The following is a 23,880-nucleotide window of genomic DNA, read 5'->3' on the forward strand; positions in this document are numbered from 1 at the left end:
ATGACAGCAAAAAAAGGTTCAGGTCTTGTATTGGAAGGAGGCGCCACAAGAGGCGTCTTTACTTCCGGGGCCCTGGATTATCTTATGGAACAGGATTACTATATTCCTTATATTGCAGGAGTCTCTGCCGGCGCCTGCAATGCCGTAGACTATGTGTCAAGGCAGGCGGGCAGGACGAAAGACTGTATGATACACAAAGAGAAAGAAAATCGTTATTTTGACTTGAAAAAGACAATTAAAAACAGAAGTCTCTTTGATATGGACATGATTTTCGATAAATATCCCAATGAAATCTATCCTTTTGATTACGATACGTACTTTCAGTCTTCTCTTCAGTGCGAACTGGTGGTTACCAATTGTATCACAGGTAAAGCTGAGTATCTGAATGAGACGGTAAAAAAGGAAAGACTTATGAAAATATGCAGAGCTTCCAGCAGCATTCCTCTGGCAAGCCCTATGGTCACCGTAGACGGCATTCCTTATCTGGACGGCGGATTGGCGGATTCTATTCCCATTATACATTCCCTGAAAACAGGACATAAAAAGAATGTCATTATTCTCACAAGGAATTACGGCTACAGAAAAAGAAATCTAAAAAAAAGCAAAAGCCTGTATGTGGCAGCCTACTCCGGGTATCCAAATCTGATTCGAACGATATTCTCCCGTGCGGATCGGTATAACAGGACATTGGAGTATATTGAAAAATGGGAGAGAGAGGGAAAAGTTTTCGTGGTACGCCCCTCTGTAAAACCAGTATCCAGAACGGAACAAAAGTATGAACATCTTATAGAGTTTTATCAGCATGGTTATGATACAATGAAAGAACAGTTTGAAGCCATGAAGGATTTTTTGGAGAAATAGAAGGAAATAAGGACAGGAAAAGTATTGTGAGTACAACAGATAAGAAAATACAAGTTTTAGCCAGCTTTGGGCTTTTGGGAACAGCAATTATCTGGGGATTTGCATTTGTGGTAGTGAAAAACTCCCTGGATCTGATACCAGCCTCTTATATGCTGGCATTTCGTTTTACCATCGCTGCCGTACTCCTGGCAGCTATTTTTTGGAAGCGTCTAAAGTTTCTAAATAGGAAAATAATAAAAGAAGGAGCTGTGTTAGGGTTCCTTCTATTTATGAGTTATCTTCTGCAGACAATAGGATGTGACTATACAACAGCGGGTAAGAATGCTTTTTTAACTACAGTTTATGTGGTAATTGTCCCTTTTTTACATTGGATGATGAATCATAAAAAGCCGGATGCATTCTGTATTGCTGCGGCATTCCTTGCCATTGTGGGGATTGGAATGCTGTCGCTGAAAGGCGATTTGACCATGAATATAGGTGATGTGCTTACCTTAATCTGTGGATTCGGGTATGCGCTTCATATGATTTATATTGATCGGTACACGGAAAAGCAGGATCCTGTAGTTCTTACCATTCTGCAGCTGGGGTTTGCAGCGATTTTTTCGTGGATAGTATCTCCGGTTATGGACGGGGGATTCCCTGCAGGGGCATTCCAAAAAGACATTATCATCGGGATGCTGTATCTCGGCGTACTGAGCACCATGCTGGCATTTCTCCTTCAGAATGTCTGCCAGAAATATACGACACCCAACACAGCATCCCTTCTTTTATCTATGGAATCCGTATTCGGAGTCCTGTTTTCGGTTCTGCTTTTGGGAGAGATAATGACAGGCAGAATGATCGTGGGATGTCTGCTGCTTTTTGCCGCAGTTATTACGGCTGAGACGAAGTTGGAATTTTTGAGAATGCCGGTCGTGAGGGAGAGAAAGACGGAGGAATAGATATGTTTGAAAAATTTTATCCGGATGAATATCTGGAATCTGCCTATAAGATAGATTTTGACCGCTTGTACCGGGAAGGATACCGGGGGCTGCTTTTTGATATTGACAATACACTGGTGCCTCATGGAGCGCCGGCGGACAAAAGAGCCATGGAGCTTTTTTCCCATCTAAAGGAATTGGGATTCGGCTGCTGTCTGATCTCAAACAATCGGCGGGAGAGAGTAGCATCTTTTAATGAACAGGTACAGGTCAAATTTATAGAGAATGCCCACAAACCCTCCCCAAAGAATTATCTCAGAGCCATGAAACTGCTGGGGACCAATCAGACAAATACGTTATTTATCGGTGATCAGCTCTTTACAGATATCTATGGCGCAAAAAGAGCCGGAATCCCCACCGTTTTAGTGCAGCCCATACATCCCAGGGAGGAGATACAGATTGTGCTGAAACGGTATCTGGAGAAAATAGTGCTATATTTTTACAAAAAGAAAAGAGGAATATAAAGTGAATCACATAGTGCTGATTGGTTTTATGGGGTGCGGGAAGACCTCCGTAGGAAAAAGGCTTGCAAAACGTCTGGACCTCACTTTTGTAGATACAGATGAAATGATTGAACAGAAAATGGGAATGTCTGTGAGTGATATTTTCGCAGGATTTGGAGAGACGTATTTCAGGCAGCTGGAGACAGAGGCCATAAAAGAGCTTTCAGAGACGAGCAGCCCCTGTGTCATATCCGTGGGCGGCGGACTCCCTGTGCAGTCCCAGAATAAGCCGTACCTTAGAAACATGGGGAAAGTGATTTTTTTGACTGCTACTGTGGATGTTCTGGCGGAAAGGCTGGAGACAGACACTTCAAGACCTATGCTTCAGGGCGGTGATCTCCGGAAGAAGATCATCTCATTAATGGAGGAAAGAGAGGAGGCTTACCGGGAAGCGGCGGACCTGGAAGTCGACACCAGCAGACAGTCCTTTGGAAAGATTATTGAGAAAATAGTTGAAAATTTAGATTAGGTATTATAGAATGTAAGATAGCGGGAAAATATTTGGATTTTCCTGAGGTACGATTAAGGAGGAATATCTATATGATTTCAGCAGGAGATTTTAGAAATGGTATTACATTAGAGATTGATGGTAATGTCGTTCAAATTATCGAATTTCAGCATGTAAAACCAGGAAAAGGTGCTGCGTTTGTTAGAACAAAGTTAAAAAATATTATCAATGGCGGAGTTGTGGAAAAAACTTTCAGACCTACTGAGAAGTTCCCTCAGGCGCACATTGATCGTGTTGATATGCAATATCTGTATTCTGATGGTGACTTATTCCACTTTATGAATGTGGAGACATATGATCAGATTGCATTAAACGCTGACGATATCGGAGATGCATTAAAATTTGTAAAAGAAAATGAGATGGTGAAGGTATGTTCTTATAATGGCAACGTATTCGCTGTTGAGCCTCCGCTGTTTGTTGAACTGGAGATTACAGAAACAGAACCGGGCTTTAAGGGAGATACTGCACAGGGAGCTACAAAGCCTGCTACAGTTGAGACTGGAGCTGTGGTATATGTGCCTCTGTTTGTGGATCAGGGAGACAAGATTAAGATTGATACCAGATCTGGCGAATATCTTTCACGCGTATAACAGCATGATTACCCGCCGTGTCATAAGCGGCGGGTCCTTTTTTCAGGCACATTCGTGCACCAGTTCCCATAATAAAAAGAAGTAAATACAGATCTATCGGCTATGGTTTTTCTATGGCTTTCTTTTCATGCATTCATTGCTTCGGACGTGTGCGCAATCAGGGTACACTGCAGAAAAAAGCCGTATAAAAATAAAAAAATCTACAGAAAGGATGATTATTTGGATTACAAAACATTCAGACTCCGGCTCAGAGATGCCCTCTGCCAAGAGATGGGAGAGGAGGTGAGTATTACGCTTCAGCAGGTCCAGAAGAATAATGGCGTATGTTGCCAGGGGATTTCTATCAGAAAGAAGGAGGAAAGGATAGCGCCCGTGATTTACCTGGATCCCTACTACGAAGCCTTCGAGGGCGGGCTGGAATTCTACAAGGTTGTACGGGAGATAAGAAGGCAGTATCTTTTGGGGAATGTATCTGATATCTCCATGGAGGCTTTCGGTGATTATCAAAAAGTGAAAGATCAGATTTATTATAAACTAATAAATTATGAAAAAAACAAAGAACTGCTGGAGAGAATTCCTCATTACCCTTATATGGACTTGGCAGTAGCCTTTTACTACCGTCTGGAGGAAACCTCTCTCTCCGGCGCTACAGTACTGATTCACAACAACAATCTGGAACACTGGAAGATCACAAAAGAAGAGCTTTTTCAGTCAGCAAACCGCAATACCCCTGAAAAACTCCCGTATACCTTTCGGGGGATGGGGGAGATGATACAAGCTCTCCTGGAGGAGGATTCTGATTGGGAAGCACCCGCAGATGATTCTGACATGGCGGACGACGGCATGTTTATACTTACAAATGAGGATAAGTATTACGGAGCTTCCTGTCTCCTGTACCCAGAGCTTTTGAATCATATCGGCCGTATTCTAAAGGCCAGCTTTTATATACTGCCCAGCAGTATTCACGAATGTATTCTAATCCCCGATTCCGGGGAATATTCCCCTTCAGAACTGTCTGCAATGGTGCGGGAGGTGAATGCCTCCCATGTGGAACCTACAGAGATACTCTCAGATCATGTATACTATTTTGACCGGAGAGAACGTAAAATAGCGGCCTTAATTTAGACCGTATGCAGGGGGGAAGCGCCAATAAATTTCCCCTCTGCCTTTACAAGTTCAAAATTTTATGGTATGATAGCTGGGTGATTGATTAATAGTGACTGATATGCATCCGTAGCTCAGGGGATAGAGCAGTGGTTTCCGGTACCACGTGTCGGGGGTTCGAATCCCTCCGGATGCGTTTGTTTCACTATAGGGGGAGAGCATAGCAAGAATAAGGGAGATTGAATGCTATGGTTTAAAGGAGGACAATCATGTTAGACAATTTTAGAGAATGGCTGTCAGACAACCTAAGATATATCTTACTTGGTCTGGCGATTTTAGTCGTTCTTGTGGTTCTGTTTTTTGGAGCAAAAGCCTTATTCGGTTCTGGAGATAAGGATAAAGGCAGTGAGCCCAAACAGAAAACGGAACAGGAAAAAACATCTGGCGGATCCGAAAAATCAGATGACTCTTCCAAAGATGCACAAGATACGAATACAGAAGACAAGGATGCCTTACAGAAAAATGCCTACCCTGAAGTAAATGCAATCATCAATACTTTTTATACTGCCTGGGGCAACAAAGATATTGACAGTATGAAAAGAGTAACAGACAGCTTTGATTCTGCAGATGAGGCCAAAGTGCTGAATTCTACATACATTGAAAGCTACAGCAATATTGACACTTACACCAAAAAAGGTCTGACAGAGGGAAGTTATGTAGTATTTGTCTCCTATGACCTGAAATTTGTAGATATTGACACACCTGCCCCCGGTTTGACTCAGGTATATGTTGAGACAGATGATGAGGGAAAGGTATACATCCATAAAGATGATGATGACAAAGAAGTCCAGGACTATATTGCCAAAGTGGTTCAGGAAGAAGATGTAAAAGAACTGATTAGCAAGGTGCAGAAAGAATTCCAGGAAGCCCAGGAATCGGATGACAAGCTTCGGGAGTTTGAAGACCAGCTTGGAAGTGAAACTACCACTGCCAGCATGGCTGCCGACGGTTCTACAGTTTCGGCAATCAATGGATGCAACGTCAGAGCAGAAGCAGATACTGATTCAGAAAAAATCGGTGAATTAGAGGCTGGTGAACAGGTAAAGAAAATAGAGAATGCGGATAATGGCTGGATTAAGATCGAGTTTGACGGCAAGACAGGGTATGTCCGCGGGGATTTGTTACAGTGATAGTATGGGGCTGCAGGTGATGCAGCTCCTTTTTTGTTGAAAATTGGGATTTAGGGGTGTAGCGCTTGGACTTCGGCTCAAGGTGATTCAGGACGGCAGGTGTAGGTGGCAGGGGGACGGTGAGAGGACTCCCGCGGCAGCGGGCTGGCTGGTCCGGGCGGGAGGGAGGCTTAAGTTCCGGGGACACCTCCGTCGCGAAGAGAGTCTAAGACAAAACCGGAATCCCCGCCGGAGCACCGTTCGTATGTGCAAAGAATGCTTGATGTGCATTCTCTGCACATGCTCACTTTTTTTCGGCCCTGACTGCCGAAAAAATCTCCTGCGGAAATCCCGGTTTTGCCTAAGACTCTCTAGTCACTCCTCCGGAATCGTCCCCGGAACTTAAGCCTCCCTCCCGCCCGGACCAGCCAGCCCACCGCCGCAGAATTCCTCTCACCTGGGTATGGAGAAGTTCCAGGGGGAGCTATTTATCCAAAACATCAAGCGGACAATAGTGAGAAATAAGAGGAAAAGTGTACAACTCTCGACCTTTCCCCCCGTTTTCCGTGAATGTGAAGTGAGTCTCTGCCAGGTCGAGGGAGGAGGTCTTGGGGCCAGGGGTACTGTGTGGAACTGCGCAGACTACGGAGTGCGTCCGAAGATCCACTGCCGGCGGTCACTTAGGAGCGAAGGCTTTCCTGAGCTTCTTAGTGAACGGCCAGGCAGTTAGCTGAGGAGAAACGCAGCAGCAAGCAGATCCACACAGTACCCCTGGCCCCAAGACCTCCTCCCTTGACCGTCCGTCTGCGACACTCCGCTCGCCGACTATTTCACCTCGAGCTTCATATACACAAAACTATAATTTAATGAAACTCCCCATACGCCTTCCCATTCTCTAAAGGAATCCCCTTTGCTGCCGCTAATTCGCTTACTGTTACAAGCTGATATCCCATTTCCCTGAGGGCAGGTATCAAAGTTTCTGCAGCTTTTGCGGAAGGTTCATGGATATCGTGCATGAGAACAATGTCGCCGTCTTTGACATTGTTGAGCACCGTGTCTATGGTGGTCTGGGTATCCCTGGTTTTCCAGTCCAGGGTGTCGATGGACCAGAGGATTAAAGGTGCTCCTGCCGCGCTGCGGACAGTGGGATTGAAGGCGCCGTAGGGCGGGCGTACGCAGGAAGCGCCTTCTCCCACCAGATCTACAAGTGCCTGGTTTGTAGTATTGATCTGGGAGGATACCCCGGCGGCATCCATTTTACTCAGATCGGAGTGATCGTAGGAATGATTGCCCAGTTCACAGCCCAGAGCTTTCATCCGCTTTACTGTCTCAGGGTATTTTGGGATCAGTTTGCCAAGCATAAAAAAGGTGGCTTTGGCGTTGTTTTGCTGCAGAACAGTAAGAATACCGTCTGTATATTTGCCTGGACCATCGTCAAAAGTAAGGGCGACCATAGGGCCGCCTCCAGCAGATGGTGTCTCTTTTTTAGCATTAGGGTCCCAGACACCGTTATCTTTCATAAAGTAAGCTTTGCCGTTCTCATCTGTGATCCATCCGGTAGCCATAGAACCGTCATTTTTCAGATAGTACCATTGCTTTCCAAGCTGAAGCCATCCTGTGGCCGCAGAACCGTCCTCCTGTATGTAATACCATGTGTTATTAGTTTCCAGCCAACCGGAGGGTTTCAGAGAACCATTTTCGTCAAAGTAATACCGCTTGCCTTCACTTTCAATCCAGGTGCTGACTGCCTTGGATCCATCGGCATTCATAAAATACTTCTGATCTCCTTCTGTGATCCAGCCGATGGTCATGACACCGTCGTCTCTTAGAAAGTAGGTTTTATCATCAACGGTAATCCATCCGGTAGCCATAGCACCGCTGTCATCAAAGTAATAGTTGTTCCCATTCAGCTCCAGCCATCCGGTGGCCATGGCTCCGTTTTCTGAGAGGTAATAGTGTTTTCCGTTGTCTTCGATCCACCCGGTAGCCATAGTGCCATCATCTTTTAGGAAGTAATAGGTATCCTGATCCAGAATCCATCCAGAGGCCATTGTTCCATCCCCGTTAAAATAGTACCAGGAGTTCTGGTCATTCAGCCAGCCTGTCTGTATGGTGCCGTCGGGCTTCAAATAATACCGGGTTCCCTTATCCTGAAGCCATCCGGTATCCATATAACCATCCGAATTAAAGTGATAATTCACTTGATCCACTGCAAGCCATTTATTTCTGGGGGAAGTTCCGTCGGCGTACACGTAACGCCTTCCCTTTTCACTGTATACCCAATGGTCTTCTTTTAACGCAGCTTCCTGAAGTTTCATGGTTTTCTGATATGATTTTACAGCGGCTGTTACGTATCTCGGTACGATCAAAATCGCGAGAACAATTGCTATGATGAGAAATACCGAGAAGACGACTTCCACCTGCCGCCGTCTTTTAGATTTGCGTTTTACACTCATATTTATAATCCCCTTCTTTACGTTCATCCTTATTATACACTCTGGACGGGAAAAAACAAGAAAGAAGGGGCTTTTTGGGGCAAAAGAAGAATTAAGAATTTATGAAGAGGGCCCGTAATCTCCTCAGGTTATTCCTTGAATTGTCAACCTGAAACAGTTATAATAAAGGATATGCTATAGCGGATAGGAGCGGAATGACAGATGAAACAGGAGAAAAAGATATCTACAAAGGATAAGATTGTGGAAGCTGCCTGGGAATTGTTTTATCAGAGTGGGTATGATAATACTACGGTAGATGACATCATTGCCAGCTCGGGAACCTCCAAAGGGACGTTTTACCATTATTTTAGTGGAAAGGACGCTCTGCTGACCACATTATCGGATTTGTTTGATAATAAGTATGAGCATCTGGAGCAGGAGATGGATCCTGAGATGAACAGCTTCGATAAATTGTTATATTTAAACCGGGAGTTATTTAAAATGATTGACGAACATGTAAACCGGGAGATCCTTGCGTCCATGTATTCTTCCCAGCTGGTTACCAAGGGTGACAGGCACCTTATGGATCAGAACAGAATATATTTCCGCATGTTGAACCGGATCGTGGACGAGGGTCAAAAAAGAGGCCAGATCAGTACCATGATGTCAGCCTATGAAATAACGAATGTTTATGCCCTGTGCGAGAGAGCATTTATCTATGACTGGTGCATATCCCAGGGAAGACTCTCTCTTTCGGATTATAGTAAAACCCTTATGCCAATGTTCCTGGATAAGTTCCGGGTGTCAGAAGAGGATGTGAATAATGCAGGAACCCATACGTCTGAATAAGTATTTGAGCGAGGCGGGTGTATGCTCCAGAAGAGAGGCAGATCGTCTGGCGGAGGAAGGAAAGATTACTGTGGACGGCAGGCGGGCCGCTGTGGGGATGAAGATCCTGCCCTCTCAGAAGATACTCGTGGAAGGAAAGCCCGTAAAACGGGAGGAAGAAAAGGTGCTTTTGGCTGTACATAAGCCCAGAGGAATTGAGTGTACCTCCCAGGAAAAGGTAAAGAATAATATTGTCCGCTTTGTCAATTATCATACCCGTATCTATCCTGTAGGAAGGCTGGATAAGGATTCGGAAGGCCTGATTCTTATGACGAATCAGGGGGAGCTTGTGAACAAGATGATGCGGGCCGGCAATTACCATGAAAAAGAATATATTGTGACTGTAGATAAGCCTGTAACAAAAGAATTTGTGAGACAGATGGCCGGTGGTATTCCAATCCTGGACACTGTTACAAGAAAGTGCCGGGTAGAGAGAATCGACGCCAGGCGCTTTCGTATTGTCCTGACACAGGGACTGAACCGTCAGATTCGAAGGATGTGCGAATATTTAGGCTATAGGGTGATAAGACTAAAGAGAGTCAGGATTATGAATATTGAATTGGGAGATCTGCCGGCAGGCCAATACCGTCCGGTGACCCAAAAAGAATGGCGGGAGCTTATGAAGCAGATTAAAGACTCCTCCAATACAACAGTAGTCAGAAAGGATGATATGTGACGCAATGGATGCGATGGCAAGAATGAAAGAACTGGTGGGTCTCTTAACCAGGGCCGGCAAGGCTTATTACCAGGAAGACAGGGAAATAATGAGTAACTTGGAGTATGATAAATTGTACGACGAGCTTCAGAAGCTGGAGAAGGAGACTGGAGTTACTCTGGCCGGAAGTCCAACGGTATCTGTGGGATATGAGTCCCTGGATGAGCTGCCCAAAGAGGCGCATGGGAGCCCTATGCTTTCTCTGGATAAGACAAAGGATGTAGAAGCGCTCAGAGACTTTGTGGGAGAGCACAGAACCCTTCTCTCCTGGAAGCTGGACGGTCTTACCATTGTACTGACTTATGAGGGAGGGACACTCATAAAGGCGGTTACCCGGGGAAATGGGGTGGTGGGGGAAGTAATTACCAATAATGCAAAGGTATTTAAAAATATTCCCCTTCAGATTGCTCACAAGGGGCAGCTTATTCTTAGGGGGGAAGCTGTGATAACCTATTCTGATTTTAAAAAAATCAACGAAGAAATAGAGGATGTGGATGCCAGATATAAGAATCCGAGAAATCTGTGCAGCGGTTCTGTGCGGCAGCTGAATAACGAGATTACGGCGAAGAGAAATGTCAGATTTTATGCCTTTTCTCTGGTGACTGCACAGGATGTGGAGTTTCACAATTCCAGAAAGGAACAGATGGAATGGCTGCGGGGGCAGGGGTTTGATGTGGTGGAATATCGCATGGTTACGGCGGAAACTTTGGATGAAGCCATGGAATATTTTTCTGAACAGGTAGTGAAAAATGATTTTCCTTCAGATGGTCTGGTGGCCCTGTACGATGACATCGCCTACGGAGAGTCGCTGGGAAGTACTTCCAAATTTCCAAGAAATGCCTATGCATTTAAATGGGCAGATGAGATCCGGGAGACGACATTAAAAGAGATAGAATGGAGTCCTTCCAGGACCGGTTTGATCAATCCAGTGGCCATCTTTGAGCCGGTAGAGCTGGAGGGGACCACAGTGAGCCGTGCCAGTGTACACAACATCAGTATACTAAAAGAACTGGAACTGGGAATCGGTGATCGTATCCAGGTATATAAGGCCAATATGATCATTCCTCAGATTGCAGAAAACTTAACAAGAAGCAACCATCTTACGATCCCGGATACCTGCCCGGTATGCGGACAGGAAGCAAAGGTGATCAAGACCAATGAAGTAGAATCTCTGTATTGTATGAACCGGGAGTGTCAGGCAAAACGGATCAAATCCTTTACGCTGTTTGTGAGCAGAGATGCCATGAATATTGACGGGCTGTCAGAAGCCACCCTGGAGAAATTCGTGGCAAGAGGCTTTATCCGGGATTTTGGGGATATCTATGAGCTGGCGCAGTATGAGGACGAGATTGTTGAGATGGAGGGGTTTGGAAGGAAGTCTTATGATAATCTGATAACCAGCATTGAAAAGTCCAAAAACACCACTTTGCCAAGGGTGATCTATAGTCTGGGAATTGCAAACATAGGACTGGCTAATGCCAAAGTGATTTGCAGAGAATTCGGCTACGATCTGGAGAAAATGACAGAGGCTGACGAGGAAGCTATCAGCAGCATTGAAGGGATTGGTCCGGTAATCGCAAGGACGTTCCGGGAGTATTTTGACAAAGAGGAGAACCGAAGAGCTCTGGACCACCTGATGTCTCATCTGCAGCTGGAGGAGGTTGCAAGGGATGAAGAGCAGACATTCAAGGGGTTGAATTTTGTAATAACGGGAAGTGTGGAGCGCTTTGCCAACCGGGGAGAGATAAAGGAGCTGATCGAGTCCAAAGGCGGTAAAGTGACCGGAAGCGTTACCTCAAAGACGAATTACCTGATCAACAACGATTCAGCTTCTGCTTCCTCAAAGAATAAAAAGGCAAAAGAGCTGGGCGTTCCCATCATTACAGAAGAAGAGTTTTTAAATATGTTAGGATAGAGGCCTGTTAAGCAATGGAAGAGAGCAAAAAAGGAATTAAAGGAATTATATTTGGGAGAACGATCGTAGTCATACTTGCCATTCTCCTGCAGCTTTTTGCGCTGTTTGCCGCCTTTTTGTGGCTGAGAGATGACGTGTTCTATGTCTATGGGGGATTTACTGTCATAGGCTTTGCCGTGCTGCTGCACATTGTAAATAAACGGGGAAATCCCGATTTTAAGCTGGTATGGATGATACCTGTTCTTATAGTTCCCGTCTTCGGGGCACTGTTTTATATTTATATGGAGCTGCAGCCAGGCACAAAGCTGATGTACAGGAGACTTCGATTACTTTCCGCAAGTACCAGAGAATACGTTGTCCAGGACAGGGACGTACAGGAGGAACTGGAGGGGATTAGCCCGGAGATGGGCCACCTTGCCTCCTATCTGTATCAGTATGATAATTGTCCGGTTTATAAAAATACAGATGTTACTTATTTTCCTCTGGGTGAAGATAAATACGAGGCTATGCTCCGGGAACTTAAAAGGGCAGAGAAATTTATATTTATGGAATATTTTATTGTAGAAGAGGGCATAATGTGGAATTCGATTCTGGAGATCCTGAAAGAGAAGGTTCGGGAGGGGGTGGAGGTTCGCTTTCTGTATGACGGAATGTGCAGCCTGGCACTGATGCCTTATCATTACCCGGACCATTTGAAGGCAATGGGTATCCAATGTAAAATGTTCGCGCCTATTAAAGCCTTTTTCTCCTCCCACTATAACAATAGGGACCACAGAAAGATTCTTGTAATTGACGGAAAAACAGCCTTTACCGGCGGTGTAAATCTGGCGGATGAATATATTAATCAGAAAGTGCGGTTCGGACACTGGAAGGACACTGCGGTTATGCTTCGGGGGGATGCAGCAAAGAGTTTTACCTTCATGTTCCTGGAAATGTGGAATGTGGATACGCTTCGTGAAGAAAATTATAAGGCATACATAGTGCCTGCTCATAAGGGGCCTGCTAATGACGGCTTTGTAATTCCCTACGGGGTGGTGCCATTTGGCAGTGAGAGGGTAGGCAAAAGAGTATATCTGGATATTTTGAATACAGCCAAAACGTATGTGCATATCATGACACCTTATCTCATCCTGGATCAGGAAATGATTATGGCCCTTACATACGCCGCCAAAAGGGGAATTGAGGTGAAAATTATAATGCCCCACATTCCGGATAAAAAGACAGCGTTTGCCCTGGCTAAGACCTACTACAATGAATTGATTGAGGCGGGGGTAGAGATTTATGAGTATACACCGGGTTTTGTACACGCTAAAGTCTTTACATCAGACAATGAAAAAGCTGTGGTGGGAACTATAAATATGGATTACAGAAGTCTGTATCTTCATTTTGAATGTGCAGCCTTCCTGTACCGCCATAAAGAGATCTGCCAGGTAGAGCAGGACTTTCAGGATACTCTAAAGAAATGCAGACAGATAGCGCTTGAAGACTATAAAAAGCTGGGCGTTTTCGTGCGGCTGGAAGGCAAAATTCTGCGGCTTTTTGCTCCGTTAATGTAAAACAGGCCATGTGTGGTTCCTGTCATATGCCACAGTCTAGCAAATTGTGTTACTGTGTGCGGAGCAGACAGTGATAGTGTCCGTGTAGAAACAACAAATGTACAGAAAATAATTCTTTTCCACATTTCCTGTTCTATGCTATAATGAGTTATTAAATAAAAAAGGTAGGTGGAATACGGTATGCCGATTAAAGTACAGGGAGATTTGCCTGCAAAGGAGATACTGGAGAAAGAGAATATATTTGTGATGGACGAAAACCGTGCCATCCATCAGGACATACGTCCCATTCAGATATTAATTCTGAACCTTATGCCTTTAAAAGAGGAGACGGAACTGCAGCTGCTGCGTTCCCTTTCTAATACGCCCCTTCAGGTAGATGTCTCATTTATGACCATGAGCAGTCACGAGTCTAAAAACACATCTACCAGCCATCTGAACAAATTCTATCTTCACTTTGAGGACCTGAAAAATAATAAGTTTGACGGTATGATCATAACAGGTGCACCTGTGGAATTAATAGAGTTTGAAGAAGTGGATTACTGGGAAGAGCTGACAGAAATTATGGACTGGACAGAAAAGCATGTAACGTCTACCATTTATCTCTGCTGGGCGGCGCAGGCTGGTTTGTACTATCACTATGGGCTGAAGAAAAAGGTACTCTCTGAGAAGATGTTCGGACTCTTCTGGCATAAGGTGATGAACCGGAAAATCCCTCTGGTGAGAGGCTTTGACGATGCTTTTTTAGCTCCCCATTCCCGTCATACAGAGGTACCGTTAGAGGATATCAAGGCTTGTAAGGATATTACTATACTGGCAGAATCCGAGGAGGCCGGCTTTTTCCTGGGAATGGCTAAAGAAGGAAGACAGATATACGTAATGGGACACCCGGAATATGACAGGGTGACCCTGGATGGTGAGTATAAAAGAGATCTGAATAAAGGACTGGATATTCAGATTCCTAAGAATTACTACAGCAATGACAATTCGGAGGATCGGCCCCTTCTTATGTGGAGGGCGCATGCCAATAATCTTTATACGAATTGGTTGAATTATTACGTGTATCAGACGACGCCGTATGACTTGGATGGGACGCCGTTTTAGGGTGCAAAAGGGGACGTGTTCTTTCTAAAAAGAACACGTCCCCTTTTGAGATCGGGGTGTCCCAAAATGGTTCTGCCCTGTCCCCAATGAATAAAACTTAATTATCTTCTTCCGTCATGGTATATACCTGACGTTTTCTGGCCATTTCATCACTGGCAAGATATTCATCGTAGGTTGTAATCTTATCAATTAAGGCACCGCCGGGAACGATTTCCATAATACGGTTTGCAGTTGTTTCTACAAACTGATGATCGTGGGACGCGAAGAGGAGTACTCCGGGGAATTTGATCAGGCCATTGTTTAATGCCGTGATAGATTCCATGTCTAAATGATTGGTGGGCTCATCCAGAAGTAATACGTTAGCACCTGAGATCATCATTTTAGATAGGAGGCATCGTACTTTCTCCCCTCCGGAAAGTACTTTTACCTTTTTTATGCCGTCTTCCCCTGGAAATAGCATACGCCCCAGGAAGCCGCGGACATAGGTCGCATCTTTGATTTCTGAATACTGGGTCAGCCAGTCTGTTATGGTTAAATCGTTATCAAATTCTAAAGTACTGTCTTTTGGAAAATATGCCTGGGATGTGGTAACACCCCATTTATAGGTTCCCTCGTCGGGCTCCGTCTCACCCATAAGAATCTGAAACAGGGTGGTCTTCGCCAGTTCATTACTGCCTACAAAGGCAACCTTATCATTATGTCCAAGGGTGAAGGTCAGATTATCCAGCACCTTTACTCCGTCTATGGTCTTGCTCAATCCTTCAACCATAAGCACTTCATTGCCAATTTCGCGGTTGGGGCGGAAGTCGATATACGGATATTTCCTGCTGGACGGCCGTATATCGTCCAACTGGATCTTTTCCAGTGCTCTTTTTCTGGAGGTTGCCTGCTTGGATTTTGAAGCGTTGGCGCTGAACCGGGAGATAAACTCCTGGAGTTCCTTGATCTTTTCCTCTTTCTTTTTGTTCGCCTCTTTCATCTGCTTCACCAGCAGCTGGCTGGATTCATACCAGAAGTCATAGTTGCCTGCGTAGAGCTGAATCTTACCATAGTCGATATCCGCAGTGTGAGTGCAAACTTTGTTCAGAAAATAACGGTCATGGGATACCACAATTACAGTATTCTCAAAGTTAATCAAAAATTCTTCCAGCCAGCTGATAGCATCCAAATCCAGATGGTTGGTAGGCTCGTCCAGAAGAAGAATATCCGGATTCCCGAATAATGCCTGGGCTAACAGTACTTTTACCTTTTCACTTCCGTTCAGATCTTTCATTATAGAATAGTGGAGTGAAGTATCAATGCCAAGACCATTCAGCAGCATAGCGGCATCTGACTCAGCCTCCCATCCGTTCATCTCTGCAAATTCACCCTCAAGTTCACTGGCGCGGATTCCGTCTTCGTCTGTAAACTCCTCTTTTGCGTAAATGGCTTCTTTTTCCTTCATAATCTGGTACAGACGGGCATTACCCATAATAACCGTGTCCAGAACAGGATACGCATCATATTTGAAGTGATCCTGCTGCAAAAAGGAAAGACGCTGACCGGGTGTGATATTGATTTCACCCTTTGTTGTTTCCAACTGTCCGGACAAAATTTTTAAAAATGTTGACTTTCCGGCACCGTTGGCTCCGATTAAGCCATAACAGTTACCCTCAGTAAATTTAATATTTACGTCCTCAAACAGGGCTTTTTTGCCGATACGCAATGTGACATTGTTTGCTGCAATCATGTTAAAACCTCGCTTTTATTAATATATGGATATATTTGGTTACGCTCCTATTTTTATACATAGTCTTTATCTATTGTACAGTAAAATTATGATTTTGCAAGACCTATTGGAAAATTTGTTTACTTGGGATTTAATGTACTAAGTTTGAGTCTTTCCAGTCGAAAGGTATAAGGTGGCGGAGGGACGGTGAGATAAATCCCGCGTCGTCGGCCTGGCCCTGTCTCCCCGGTGCTCCCTCCTATATCCGTCCGTCTGCGACACTCCGCTCGCCGACTATTTCACCCGAACTTCACATACACAAAACCATAATTTTTACCTCAATCCAGCTAATTTTCAAAATGTTATTGATTAATTCCAGTAACATGTCTATAATAGATACGTTACAAATGCTTAAAAAATAAGAAAGTGTAAAAACCATGGAAAACTTTATATTCAGTCTGAATGCCACGGTTCCGGTCTTTTTGGTGATGGTTCTGGGGTACCTATTATATAGGAAGAAAATGCTGACAGCAGAATTTGTAAAAGTCTGTAACAGTCTGAACTTTAAAGTAACTCTCCCGGTATTGCTTTTTAAAGATATCTCCAGAGCTTCTATTCAGGAGGAATGGGATACCAAAATGGTCTTATTCTGTGCTGGGGTCACTGTAGTAAGTATTGTCCTGATATGGGTTTTGGCAAAGAAACTGGTTAAGGACAGAACAATTACAGGTGCACTGGTACAGGCTTCGTTCAGGAGCAGTGCTGCGGTCTTGGGAGTGGCCTTTATTCAAAATATTTATGGTGATGCAGGGATGGCTCCCATAATGATTATTGGCTGCGTCCCTCTGTATAATATTTTTTCGGTTATTATTCTCACATTTGAGGGCAATGGTGACTCCTCCAGTCAAAACAGCAAAATAAAAGATTCCTTAACAGAAATCCTGAAAAATCCCATTATACTGGCAATTGTCATTGGGCTGATAGTTTCACTGACTAAGCTGAAGTTCCCGGCCATAGTGGATAAAACGGTGGACAGCGTTGCAGCTATTGCCACGCCCCTTGCGCTCCTGGCCATGGGGGCAGGGTTTGAGGGAAAGAAGGCTATGGCAAAAATTAAGCCAACCATAGCAGGAGCCTTTATAAAGCTCATTGCTCTGCCTATGGTATTTGTACCCCTGGCGGCTGCTATGGGATTCCGATACGAGAAAATGATGGCTATATTGATTATGTTGGCAGGCCCTACCACAGTGAGCAGTTACATAATGGCTCAGAATATGGATAATGACGGAGTGCTGACATCCAGCATAGTGGCTGCTACAACGCTGCTAAGTTCGGTTACGCTGACAGGATGGATTTTCCTGAGCAAAAGCCTGGGATGGATATAGGAGGCAATAAATTGGAAAAACTGGAAATACTACAGGAAGACGGTGCAAAAACCGGAGTTGTAATGGAACGGTATGAGGCGCATATGGCGGGGGCTCTTCACGGAGTGATAAGAGTTTATGTGACACGTATCAGAGAGGGGCATCTGGAATTTCTGATTCAGAAGAGAAGCAGGTCAAAAGCGTCTTACCCGGGATATTACGATACTGCTTGTGCAGGGCATATTGATGCGGGGGACTGCGCCGTGCAGACAGCTGTGAGAGAAATGAAAGAGGAGCTGGGAATTTTAGCACAGCCGGGTGATCTGACATATTTGTTCTGCCAGAGTAATGACTGGCTGGAAACCTCGGGAGAGAAAGCTTTTACAGACTATGAAAGAGATACTATTTTCTGGTATCAGAAACCGGTGATTACAGAGAAATTAGTGCTGCAGAAAGAAGAGGTAGAATCGGTAGCCTGGTATGACGCCGGGGAACTTGAGATATGGGCAAAAAGAAAAGACAGCCATATCAGTTTTACCTCAAGGGAGTTTGCCAGGGTATTAAGCAAAATTAATAATCTGCTGAGACAGGCAGAGAAAAAGGAAAGTTGAGAAAAATCCTATATGGAAAATATTTTATTTAATGATTTAGAGATATCAAAAGAATTGAAACGGGCAATCGGACACATGGGCTTCGAGGAGGCAACCCCCATTCAGAGTCAGAGTATTGTGCCAATTCTGGAGGGAAAAGATGTCATCGCCCAGGCACCTACAGGTACGGGAAAGACCTGTGCTTTCGGGATTCCTCTCATTGAGACCATCGATATGGAGGCGAAAGAGGTACGGGGGCTTATCCTCTGCCCTACCAGAGAGTTGGTGATTCAGACAACAGAAGAACTGTATAAGCTTACGAAATATAAAAATTCCATCAGAATTGTACCTATTTACGGAGGACAGAATATAGAGCGGCAGATTACCGCACTGAAAAAGAAACCCCAAATTATAGTTGCAACGCCAGGAAGGCTGATGGATCATATGCGGCGGCATACCATAAAACTGGAGCACCTGACGAACCTGGTTCTGGATGAGGCCGACGAGATGCTGAACATGGGATTCAGGGAAGATATTGATGAGATCCTAAAGAAAGTCCCCAAAGAACGTCAGACCGTACTCTTTTCAGCAACCCTGTCCCCGGCAATATTGAGTATTGCGAAGACATATTTAAACCATCCGGAAAAAATACAGGTGACCAAAAAGGAAATAACCGTTCCTTCCATACAGCAATATTATCTGGAAGTGAGCAAAGAAAACAAGATTGAGGTACTGGCCCGTTTGATTGATCTCAATAATTATAAACTGTCTATTATTTTCTGCAATACAAAGCGGATGGTAGATCAGTTGAGCGAAGAATTAGTGGCCAGAGGCTACGGCGCAGAAGGTCTTCACGGGGATATGCGCCAGGCCCAGCGTGACAGAGTTATGAAAAAGTTTAAGAGCCAGGAAGCCGAGATACTCATCGCCACAGATGTTGCTGCCAGAGGAATTGATGTGGATAATGTAGAAGCTGTGTTTAATTATGATATACCAGAGGATCTGGAGTACTATGTCCACAGAATCGGTCGGACCGGCCGGGCGAACAAGACGGGAACTTCCTATACGTTTGTGGGACCGAGAGATATGTATAAGCTAAGGGAAATTATGCGTTATACAAAAGCTAAGATCAAATACATGAAGATTCCAAAACTTTCAGAGATTGAAGATGTTAAGACAGATCGGGTATTTAGGGAGATCAATAAGATATTAAAAAGTGAACAACATTTGAAATATACAGATACTATTGAAAAATATCTCTCTGAACTGCAGACAGAAGATATTACTTCACTTGATATTGCGGCAGCTTTTCTCTCCAGAGAGGTCAGGGAAGAAAAGGGCAGAGAACTGAAAGAGGCGGTTCCTGACAAGAGAAAGAATAAATTCCGTAAAACAGGATTCGGTCGCATGGCGGGGAATTCCAGGCAGAGGAAGCCATATGATCGGAAAGTAGGCATAAAAGTACAATAAATATACCATTTTTTACCATATACTACGAATTTTCCTATATTTTAGTTGTCTTTTTTGAAAAAATTAGTGGTATATTTTCTCCAGAATTGTTATGATATCTGTAGAGCGAATGATGATAAATCAGTAAAATAGAAATAATATGCAAAAGAAAGGAATGGTGGGAAAATAATGTTAATAACCAGAGAATGCGATTATGCAGTTCGCATTGTACGGGCGTTATCTTCTGGAGGGCGTTCCTGCGTGAACGATATTTGCGGAAAGGAGGAGCTGACCCCTGCCTTTGTATATAAGATACTTAAGAAACTGGAAAAGGCGGGGATCGTACAAAGCTTCAGAGGCAGCAACGGAGGCTACGCCCTGTCTAAATCTCCGGCAGAAATTACACTTCTGGATCTCTATTTGGCTGTAGATGACGCATTCTATATGATTGAATGCCTGGATCCCAATAAACCCTGTCCCCGTGACACCGTGCATGCGCATTGCCAGGTCCACAAAGAATTATGCAGGATTCAGCAGCTGATGATGGACGAACTTAGCTCCAAATCTATGGCCGAAATCCTGGAAAGCTAGATTGTTTTTTTCAAAAAACATTGATGTTTCCAGTATTGAGGGGTTGGACATTCCTATGGGAACGTGCTATAATGTGGATTAGACTTCGGGTAGAAGTATGCAAACGGGAAACCTGCATCTGCAGGTCCAAAAGAACATTGTTCAGAACAATTTTCAAGGAGGAAAAGAACAAATGGCAAGAAAGATGAAAACTATGGATGGTAACCATGCTGCTGCACATGCATCCTATGCATTTACAGACGTGGCCGCTATCTATCCTATCACACCATCATCTGTGATGGCAGAAGCTACAGATGAATGGGCTACACAGGGAAGAAAGAACATTTTCGGACAGGAAGTACAGGTAACAGAGATGCAGTCTGAAGCAGGTGCGGCAGGTACTGTACACGGCTCTCTGGCAGCAGGTGCTCTCACAACTACTTATACAGCATCTCAGGGTCTGCTACTTATGATTCCTAACTTATATAAAATCGCCGGCGAGCAGCTTCCGGGTGTATTCAACGTATCTGCCCGTGCTTTAGCAAGCCATGCGTTATCCATCTTCGGAGATCATTCCGACGTATATGCGTGCCGTCAGACGGGCTGCGCGATGCTTTGTGAATCCAGTGTACAGGAAGTTATGGACTTGACGCCGGTTGCGCACTGTGCTGCAATCAAAGGAAAAGTTCCGTTCATCAACTTCTTCGACGGATTCCGTACTTCTCATGAGATCCAGAAGATCGAGACATGGGATTACGAAGATTTAAAAGAATTGGTAGATATGGATGCAGTAGACGCGTTCAGAACTCATGCGCTGAATCCAAATCACCCATGCCAGAGAGGTTCCGCTCAGAACCCAGATATCTTCTTCCAGGCAAGGGAAGCATGTAACCCATATTACAATGCATTACCTGCAATTGTACAGGAATACATGGACAAAGTGAATGCCAAAATCGGTACAGACTATAAATTATTTAACTATTACGGTGCAGAGGACGCAGAGCACGTAATCATTGCTATGGGTTCCGCCTGTGATGCAATCGAAGAAACTATTGACTACTTAACAGCGGCAGGCGAAAAAGTTGGTGTTGTAAAAGTTCGTCTTTACAGACCATTCTGTGCAGAGGCATTAATCAATGCAATTCCTGACACAGTAAAACAGATTTCCGTATTAGACAGAACAAAAGAGCCAGGTTCTCTTGGCGAGCCATTGTACTTAGATGTAGTTGCAGCTTTAAAGAATACCAAATTCGATGCAGTGCCTATTTTCTCCGGACGTTACGGCTTAGGCTCCAAAGACACAACACCTGCTCAGATCGTAGCTGTATATAAAAATACAGAAAAGAAGAAATTTACTATCGGTATCGTTGATGATGTTACGAATCTGTCTCTTGAGACAGGCGCTCCCCTTGTTACAACTCCGGAAGGAACCATTAACTGTAAGTTCTGGGGTCTGGGCGCAGATGGTACGGTAGGTGCCAACAAGAACTCCATCAAGATTATCGGTGATAACACAGATATGTATGCACAGGCATACTTTGATTACGATTCCAAAAAATCCGGCGGTGTGACAATGTCTCACTTACGTTTTGGTAAAAAAGCAATCAAATCTACTTATTTGATCCACAAAGCAAACTTTGTTGCCTGCCACAATCCTTCTTATGTGAATAAATACAACATGGTTCAGGAATTAGTAGACGGTGGTACCTTCTTATTAAACTGCCCATGGGATATGGAAGGCCTTGAGAAACATCTGCCAGGACAGGTAAAGAGCTTTATCGCAAATCACGGAATTAAGTTCTATATCATCGATGGTATTAAGATTGGTAAAGAAATCGGACTTGGCGGACGTATCAATACGGTTCTTCAGTCTGCATTCTTCAAACTGGCCAATATCATTCCTGAGGATCAGGCTATTGATCTGATGAAAGCAGCCGCTAAGGCTACTTACGGAAGAAAAGGCGATAAGATTGTTCAGATGAACTATGACGCCATTGACGCCGGTGCAAAACAGGTCGTAGAGATTCAGGTACCGGAATCCTGGAAGAGCGCTGCTGACGAAGGTCTGGCAATGACACATGCAGAAGGCGGCAGAAAAGACGTTGTAGATTTCGTTAATAATATTCAGAGCAAGGTTAACGCTCAGGAAGGTAACTCCCTGCCTGTATCTGCATTTACCGATTATGTAGACGGCAGTACACCATCCGGCTCATCTGCTTACGAGAAACGTGGTATCGCAGTAGATATTCCTGTATGGAACCCAGACAACTGTATTCAGTGTAACCGCTGTGCTTATGTATGTCCTCACGCTGTTATCCGTCCAATCGCTTTAACAGAAGAAGAGGCTGCTAACGCACCGGAGGGAATGAAGACATTGCCAATGACAGGTATGGCTGATTACAAATTCGCCATCTCAATTTCAGCCTATGACTGTACCGGATGTGGATCCTGTGCAAATGTTTGCCCGGGCAAGAAGGGTGCAAAAGCGCTTGCTATGGAAAACATGGAAGCCAACGCAGGAGAGCAGGTATACTTCGATTACACCAGAACACTTCCTGTAAAAGAAGATGTTGTCGCTAAATTTAAAGAAAATACAGTAAAGGGAAGTCAGTTCAAACAGCCATTGCTTGAGTTCTCAGGCGCTTGTGCAGGCTGTGGGGAGACTCCTTATGCCAAACTGATCACACAATTATTCGGTGACAGAATGTATATTGCGAATGCAACCGGATGCTCCTCCATCTGGGGTAACTCTTCACCATCCACACCATATACTGTAAATGCTAAGGGCCAGGGTCCTGCATGGTGCAACTCTCTGTTTGAAGACAACGCAGAGTTTGGATACGGTATGTTATTGGCTCAGAAGGCTGTGAGAAACGGTCTGAAAGCAAAAGTGGAAGATGTGGTTGCCAACGGAACAAACGAAGAAGTAAAAGCAGCAGGACAGGCTTGGTTAGACAGCTACAATTGCGGTGCTACCAACGGAACTGCTACGGACAAACTGATTGCCGCACTGGAAGCATGCGGATGCGAAAAAGGCCAGGAGATCTTAAAACAGAAAGATTTCTTAGCTAAAAAATCCCAGTGGATTTTCGGTGGAGACGGATGGGCTTATGACATTGGATTTGGCGGTGTTGACCATGTACTGGCAAGCGGACAGGATATCAACATTATGGTATTCGACACAGAAGTTTACTCCAATACCGGTGGACAGTCTTCAAAATCCACACCGACAGGAGCTGTGGCACAGTTTGCAGCAGGCGGTAAAGAGGTGAAGAAGAAAGATCTCGCTAGTATTGCCATGAGTTACGGCTATGTATATGTTGCTCAGATTGCTATGGGCGCTGATTATAATCAGACGGTAAAAGCGATTGCAGAGGCTGAGGCATATCCCGGACCATCTTTGATCATTGCTTATGCTCCATGTATCAACCATGGTATTAAGAAGGGCATGAGCAAAGCTCAGACAGAAGAAGAACTGGCTGTTAAGTCAGGATACTGGCATTGCTTCCGCTTCAATCCTGAATTAAAGGCAGAAGGAAAACCTGCATTCTCCTTAGACAGTAAAGCACCTACAGAAAGCTATCAGGAATTCCTGGATGGTGAGGTTCGCTACAATTCTCTGAAGCGTTCTAATCCTGAAAAGGCTGCAGTACTGTTTGAACAGTCTGAGAAGTTCGCGAAAGAAAGATATGAATACCTGAATAAGTTAATCACATTGTACGGTGGGGAGAACTAATTATCAGGAATAGATAACAAAAGCGTCGCTCTTGGGAGTGGCGCTTTTTTTCTTTTTGTCGGGTGATATTTCAGATGACATTTGACGTCAGTTGTGTTACGCTTGTAAAATGAAAAAAGACAGAAATGGAGAAGGAAA

19 protein-coding genes and 1 tRNA gene are annotated in these 23,880 nt (G+C 44.4%); 18 read left to right on the plus strand and 2 right to left on the minus strand.

All coding sequences use genetic code 11. The annotated features are described in order from the left end of the window. The 8 genes from ACGHCT_RS08280 (at position 1) to ACGHCT_RS08315 (ending at position 5,736) form a co-directional block, all read left to right on the plus strand. On the plus strand, positions 1-861 hold the full coding sequence (locus ACGHCT_RS08280) for a patatin family protein (RefSeq protein WP_072848163.1): 861 nt from the start codon (positions 1-3) through the stop codon (positions 859-861). A 26-nt stretch (positions 862-887) separates the two neighbouring features. Further along, positions 888-1,802 (plus strand): DMT family transporter, encoded by a 915-nt coding sequence (locus tag ACGHCT_RS08285; protein WP_084067520.1) that lies wholly within the window; start codon positions 888-890, stop codon positions 1,800-1,802. Between the two features lie 2 nt (positions 1,803-1,804). After that, positions 1,805-2,305, plus strand: coding sequence for a YqeG family HAD IIIA-type phosphatase (locus ACGHCT_RS08290; RefSeq protein WP_072848160.1), 501 nt, complete (start codon positions 1,805-1,807; stop codon positions 2,303-2,305). A gap of 1 nt (position 2,306) precedes the next feature. After that, positions 2,307-2,813, plus strand: a complete 507-nt coding sequence (locus ACGHCT_RS08295; protein WP_072848159.1) for a shikimate kinase — start codon at positions 2,307-2,309, stop codon at positions 2,811-2,813. 71 nt (positions 2,814-2,884) lie between these two features. Then, positions 2,885-3,442 (plus strand): elongation factor P, encoded by a 558-nt coding sequence (gene efp / locus ACGHCT_RS08300; RefSeq protein ID WP_072848157.1) that lies wholly within the window; start codon positions 2,885-2,887, stop codon positions 3,440-3,442. Between the two features lie 219 nt (positions 3,443-3,661). After that, positions 3,662-4,567 carry a DUF5688 family protein gene (locus ACGHCT_RS08305; protein WP_072848729.1) on the plus strand — a complete coding sequence of 302 codons (906 nt, stop codon included), beginning with the start codon at positions 3,662-3,664 and terminating at the stop codon, positions 4,565-4,567. 102 nt (positions 4,568-4,669) lie between these two features. Beyond that, positions 4,670-4,742: transfer RNA gene (locus tag ACGHCT_RS08310), tRNA-Arg, on the plus strand. Between the two features lie 73 nt (positions 4,743-4,815). Continuing rightward, entirely contained in the window at positions 4,816-5,736 is a 921-nt protein-coding gene (locus tag ACGHCT_RS08315) for an SH3 domain-containing protein (RefSeq protein ID WP_072848155.1), read from the plus strand. A gap of 842 nt (positions 5,737-6,578) precedes the next feature. On the opposite strand, the gene ACGHCT_RS08320 is transcribed toward ACGHCT_RS08315, so the two are convergent. After that, entirely contained in the window at positions 6,579-8,171 is a 1,593-nt protein-coding gene (locus tag ACGHCT_RS08320; protein WP_072848154.1) for a polysaccharide deacetylase family protein, read from the minus strand. A 201-nt stretch (positions 8,172-8,372) separates the two neighbouring features. On the opposite strand from ACGHCT_RS08320, the gene ACGHCT_RS08325 reads away from it, so the two are divergent. The 5 genes from ACGHCT_RS08325 (at position 8,373) to metA (ending at position 14,325) form a co-directional block, all read left to right on the plus strand. Beyond that, a complete protein-coding gene (locus ACGHCT_RS08325; RefSeq protein ID WP_072848152.1) occupies positions 8,373-8,999 on the plus strand; it encodes a TetR/AcrR family transcriptional regulator in 627 nt (208 codons plus the stop codon). After that, complete coding sequence (rluF, locus tag ACGHCT_RS08330) at positions 8,974-9,714, plus strand: 23S rRNA pseudouridine(2604) synthase RluF (RefSeq protein ID WP_072848150.1); 741 nt, start codon at positions 8,974-8,976, stop codon at positions 9,712-9,714. The genes ACGHCT_RS08325 and rluF overlap by 26 nt, the downstream gene beginning before the upstream one ends. After that, positions 9,704-11,668, plus strand: coding sequence for an NAD-dependent DNA ligase LigA (ligA, locus tag ACGHCT_RS08335; protein WP_390439433.1), 1,965 nt, complete (start codon positions 9,704-9,706; stop codon positions 11,666-11,668). The genes rluF and ligA overlap by 11 nt, the downstream gene beginning before the upstream one ends. Before the next feature lie 14 nt (positions 11,669-11,682). After that, positions 11,683-13,224, plus strand: a complete 1,542-nt coding sequence (gene cls / locus ACGHCT_RS08340) for a cardiolipin synthase (protein ID WP_072848146.1) — start codon at positions 11,683-11,685, stop codon at positions 13,222-13,224. A gap of 180 nt (positions 13,225-13,404) precedes the next feature. After that, positions 13,405-14,325, plus strand: a complete 921-nt coding sequence (metA, locus tag ACGHCT_RS08345) for a homoserine O-succinyltransferase (protein ID WP_072848145.1) — start codon at positions 13,405-13,407, stop codon at positions 14,323-14,325. A gap of 97 nt (positions 14,326-14,422) precedes the next feature. Here the strand turns inward: metA and ACGHCT_RS08350 are convergent, their stop codons facing one another. Continuing rightward, complete coding sequence (locus ACGHCT_RS08350; RefSeq protein ID WP_072848143.1) at positions 14,423-16,054, minus strand: ABC-F family ATP-binding cassette domain-containing protein; 1,632 nt, start codon at positions 16,052-16,054, stop codon at positions 14,423-14,425. A 416-nt stretch (positions 16,055-16,470) separates the two neighbouring features. Between ACGHCT_RS08350 and ACGHCT_RS08355 the strand changes: the two genes are divergently transcribed. The 5 genes from ACGHCT_RS08355 (at position 16,471) to nifJ (ending at position 23,742) form a co-directional block, all read left to right on the plus strand. Then, a complete protein-coding gene (locus ACGHCT_RS08355; protein ID WP_072848141.1) occupies positions 16,471-17,418 on the plus strand; it encodes an AEC family transporter in 948 nt (315 codons plus the stop codon). An 11-nt stretch (positions 17,419-17,429) separates the two neighbouring features. Further along, entirely contained in the window at positions 17,430-18,008 is a 579-nt protein-coding gene (locus ACGHCT_RS08360; protein ID WP_072848139.1) for an NUDIX domain-containing protein, read from the plus strand. 12 nt (positions 18,009-18,020) lie between these two features. Next, positions 18,021-19,457, plus strand: coding sequence for a DEAD/DEAH box helicase (locus ACGHCT_RS08365; RefSeq protein ID WP_072848137.1), 1,437 nt, complete (start codon positions 18,021-18,023; stop codon positions 19,455-19,457). Between the two features lie 168 nt (positions 19,458-19,625). Next, positions 19,626-20,027 carry an Rrf2 family transcriptional regulator gene (locus ACGHCT_RS08370; protein WP_072848135.1) on the plus strand — a complete coding sequence of 134 codons (402 nt, stop codon included), beginning with the start codon at positions 19,626-19,628 and terminating at the stop codon, positions 20,025-20,027. Positions 20,028-20,199: 172 nt separating this feature from the next. Further along, entirely contained in the window at positions 20,200-23,742 is a 3,543-nt protein-coding gene (gene nifJ / locus ACGHCT_RS08375; protein ID WP_072848133.1) for a pyruvate:ferredoxin (flavodoxin) oxidoreductase, read from the plus strand. The last annotated feature ends 138 nt before the right edge of the window (positions 23,743-23,880 follow it).

This window comes from Lactonifactor longoviformis (assembly GCF_042848515.1).
GTDB classification, from domain to species: domain Bacteria; phylum Bacillota; class Clostridia; order Lachnospirales; family Lachnospiraceae; genus Lactonifactor; species Lactonifactor longoviformis.

Coding starts and splice junctions, on each gene's coding strand:
- ACGHCT_RS08320 (WP_072848154.1), bottom strand. CDS start 8,171: ATGAGTGTAAAACGCAAATCTAAAAGACGGCGGCAGGTGGAAGTCGTC.
- efp (WP_072848157.1), top strand. CDS start 2,885: ATGATTTCAGCAGGAGATTTTAGAAATGGTATTACATTAGAGATTGAT.
- ACGHCT_RS08290 (WP_072848160.1), top strand. CDS start 1,805: ATGTTTGAAAAATTTTATCCGGATGAATATCTGGAATCTGCCTATAAG.
- ACGHCT_RS08355 (WP_072848141.1), top strand. CDS start 16,471: ATGGAAAACTTTATATTCAGTCTGAATGCCACGGTTCCGGTCTTTTTG.
- ACGHCT_RS08325 (WP_072848152.1), top strand. CDS start 8,373: ATGAAACAGGAGAAAAAGATATCTACAAAGGATAAGATTGTGGAAGCT.
- ACGHCT_RS08365 (WP_072848137.1), top strand. CDS start 18,021: ATGGAAAATATTTTATTTAATGATTTAGAGATATCAAAAGAATTGAAA.
- ACGHCT_RS08280 (WP_072848163.1), top strand. CDS start 1: ATGACAGCAAAAAAAGGTTCAGGTCTTGTATTGGAAGGAGGCGCCACA.
- ACGHCT_RS08350 (WP_072848143.1), bottom strand. CDS start 16,054: ATGATTGCAGCAAACAATGTCACATTGCGTATCGGCAAAAAAGCCCTG.
- cls (WP_072848146.1), top strand. CDS start 11,683: ATGGAAGAGAGCAAAAAAGGAATTAAAGGAATTATATTTGGGAGAACG.
- nifJ (WP_072848133.1), top strand. CDS start 20,200: ATGGCAAGAAAGATGAAAACTATGGATGGTAACCATGCTGCTGCACAT.
- ACGHCT_RS08315 (WP_072848155.1), top strand. CDS start 4,816: ATGTTAGACAATTTTAGAGAATGGCTGTCAGACAACCTAAGATATATC.
- rluF (WP_072848150.1), top strand. CDS start 8,974: ATGCAGGAACCCATACGTCTGAATAAGTATTTGAGCGAGGCGGGTGTA.
- ligA (WP_390439433.1), top strand. CDS start 9,704: ATGATATGTGACGCAATGGATGCGATGGCAAGAATGAAAGAACTGGTG.
- metA (WP_072848145.1), top strand. CDS start 13,405: ATGCCGATTAAAGTACAGGGAGATTTGCCTGCAAAGGAGATACTGGAG.
- ACGHCT_RS08370 (WP_072848135.1), top strand. CDS start 19,626: ATGTTAATAACCAGAGAATGCGATTATGCAGTTCGCATTGTACGGGCG.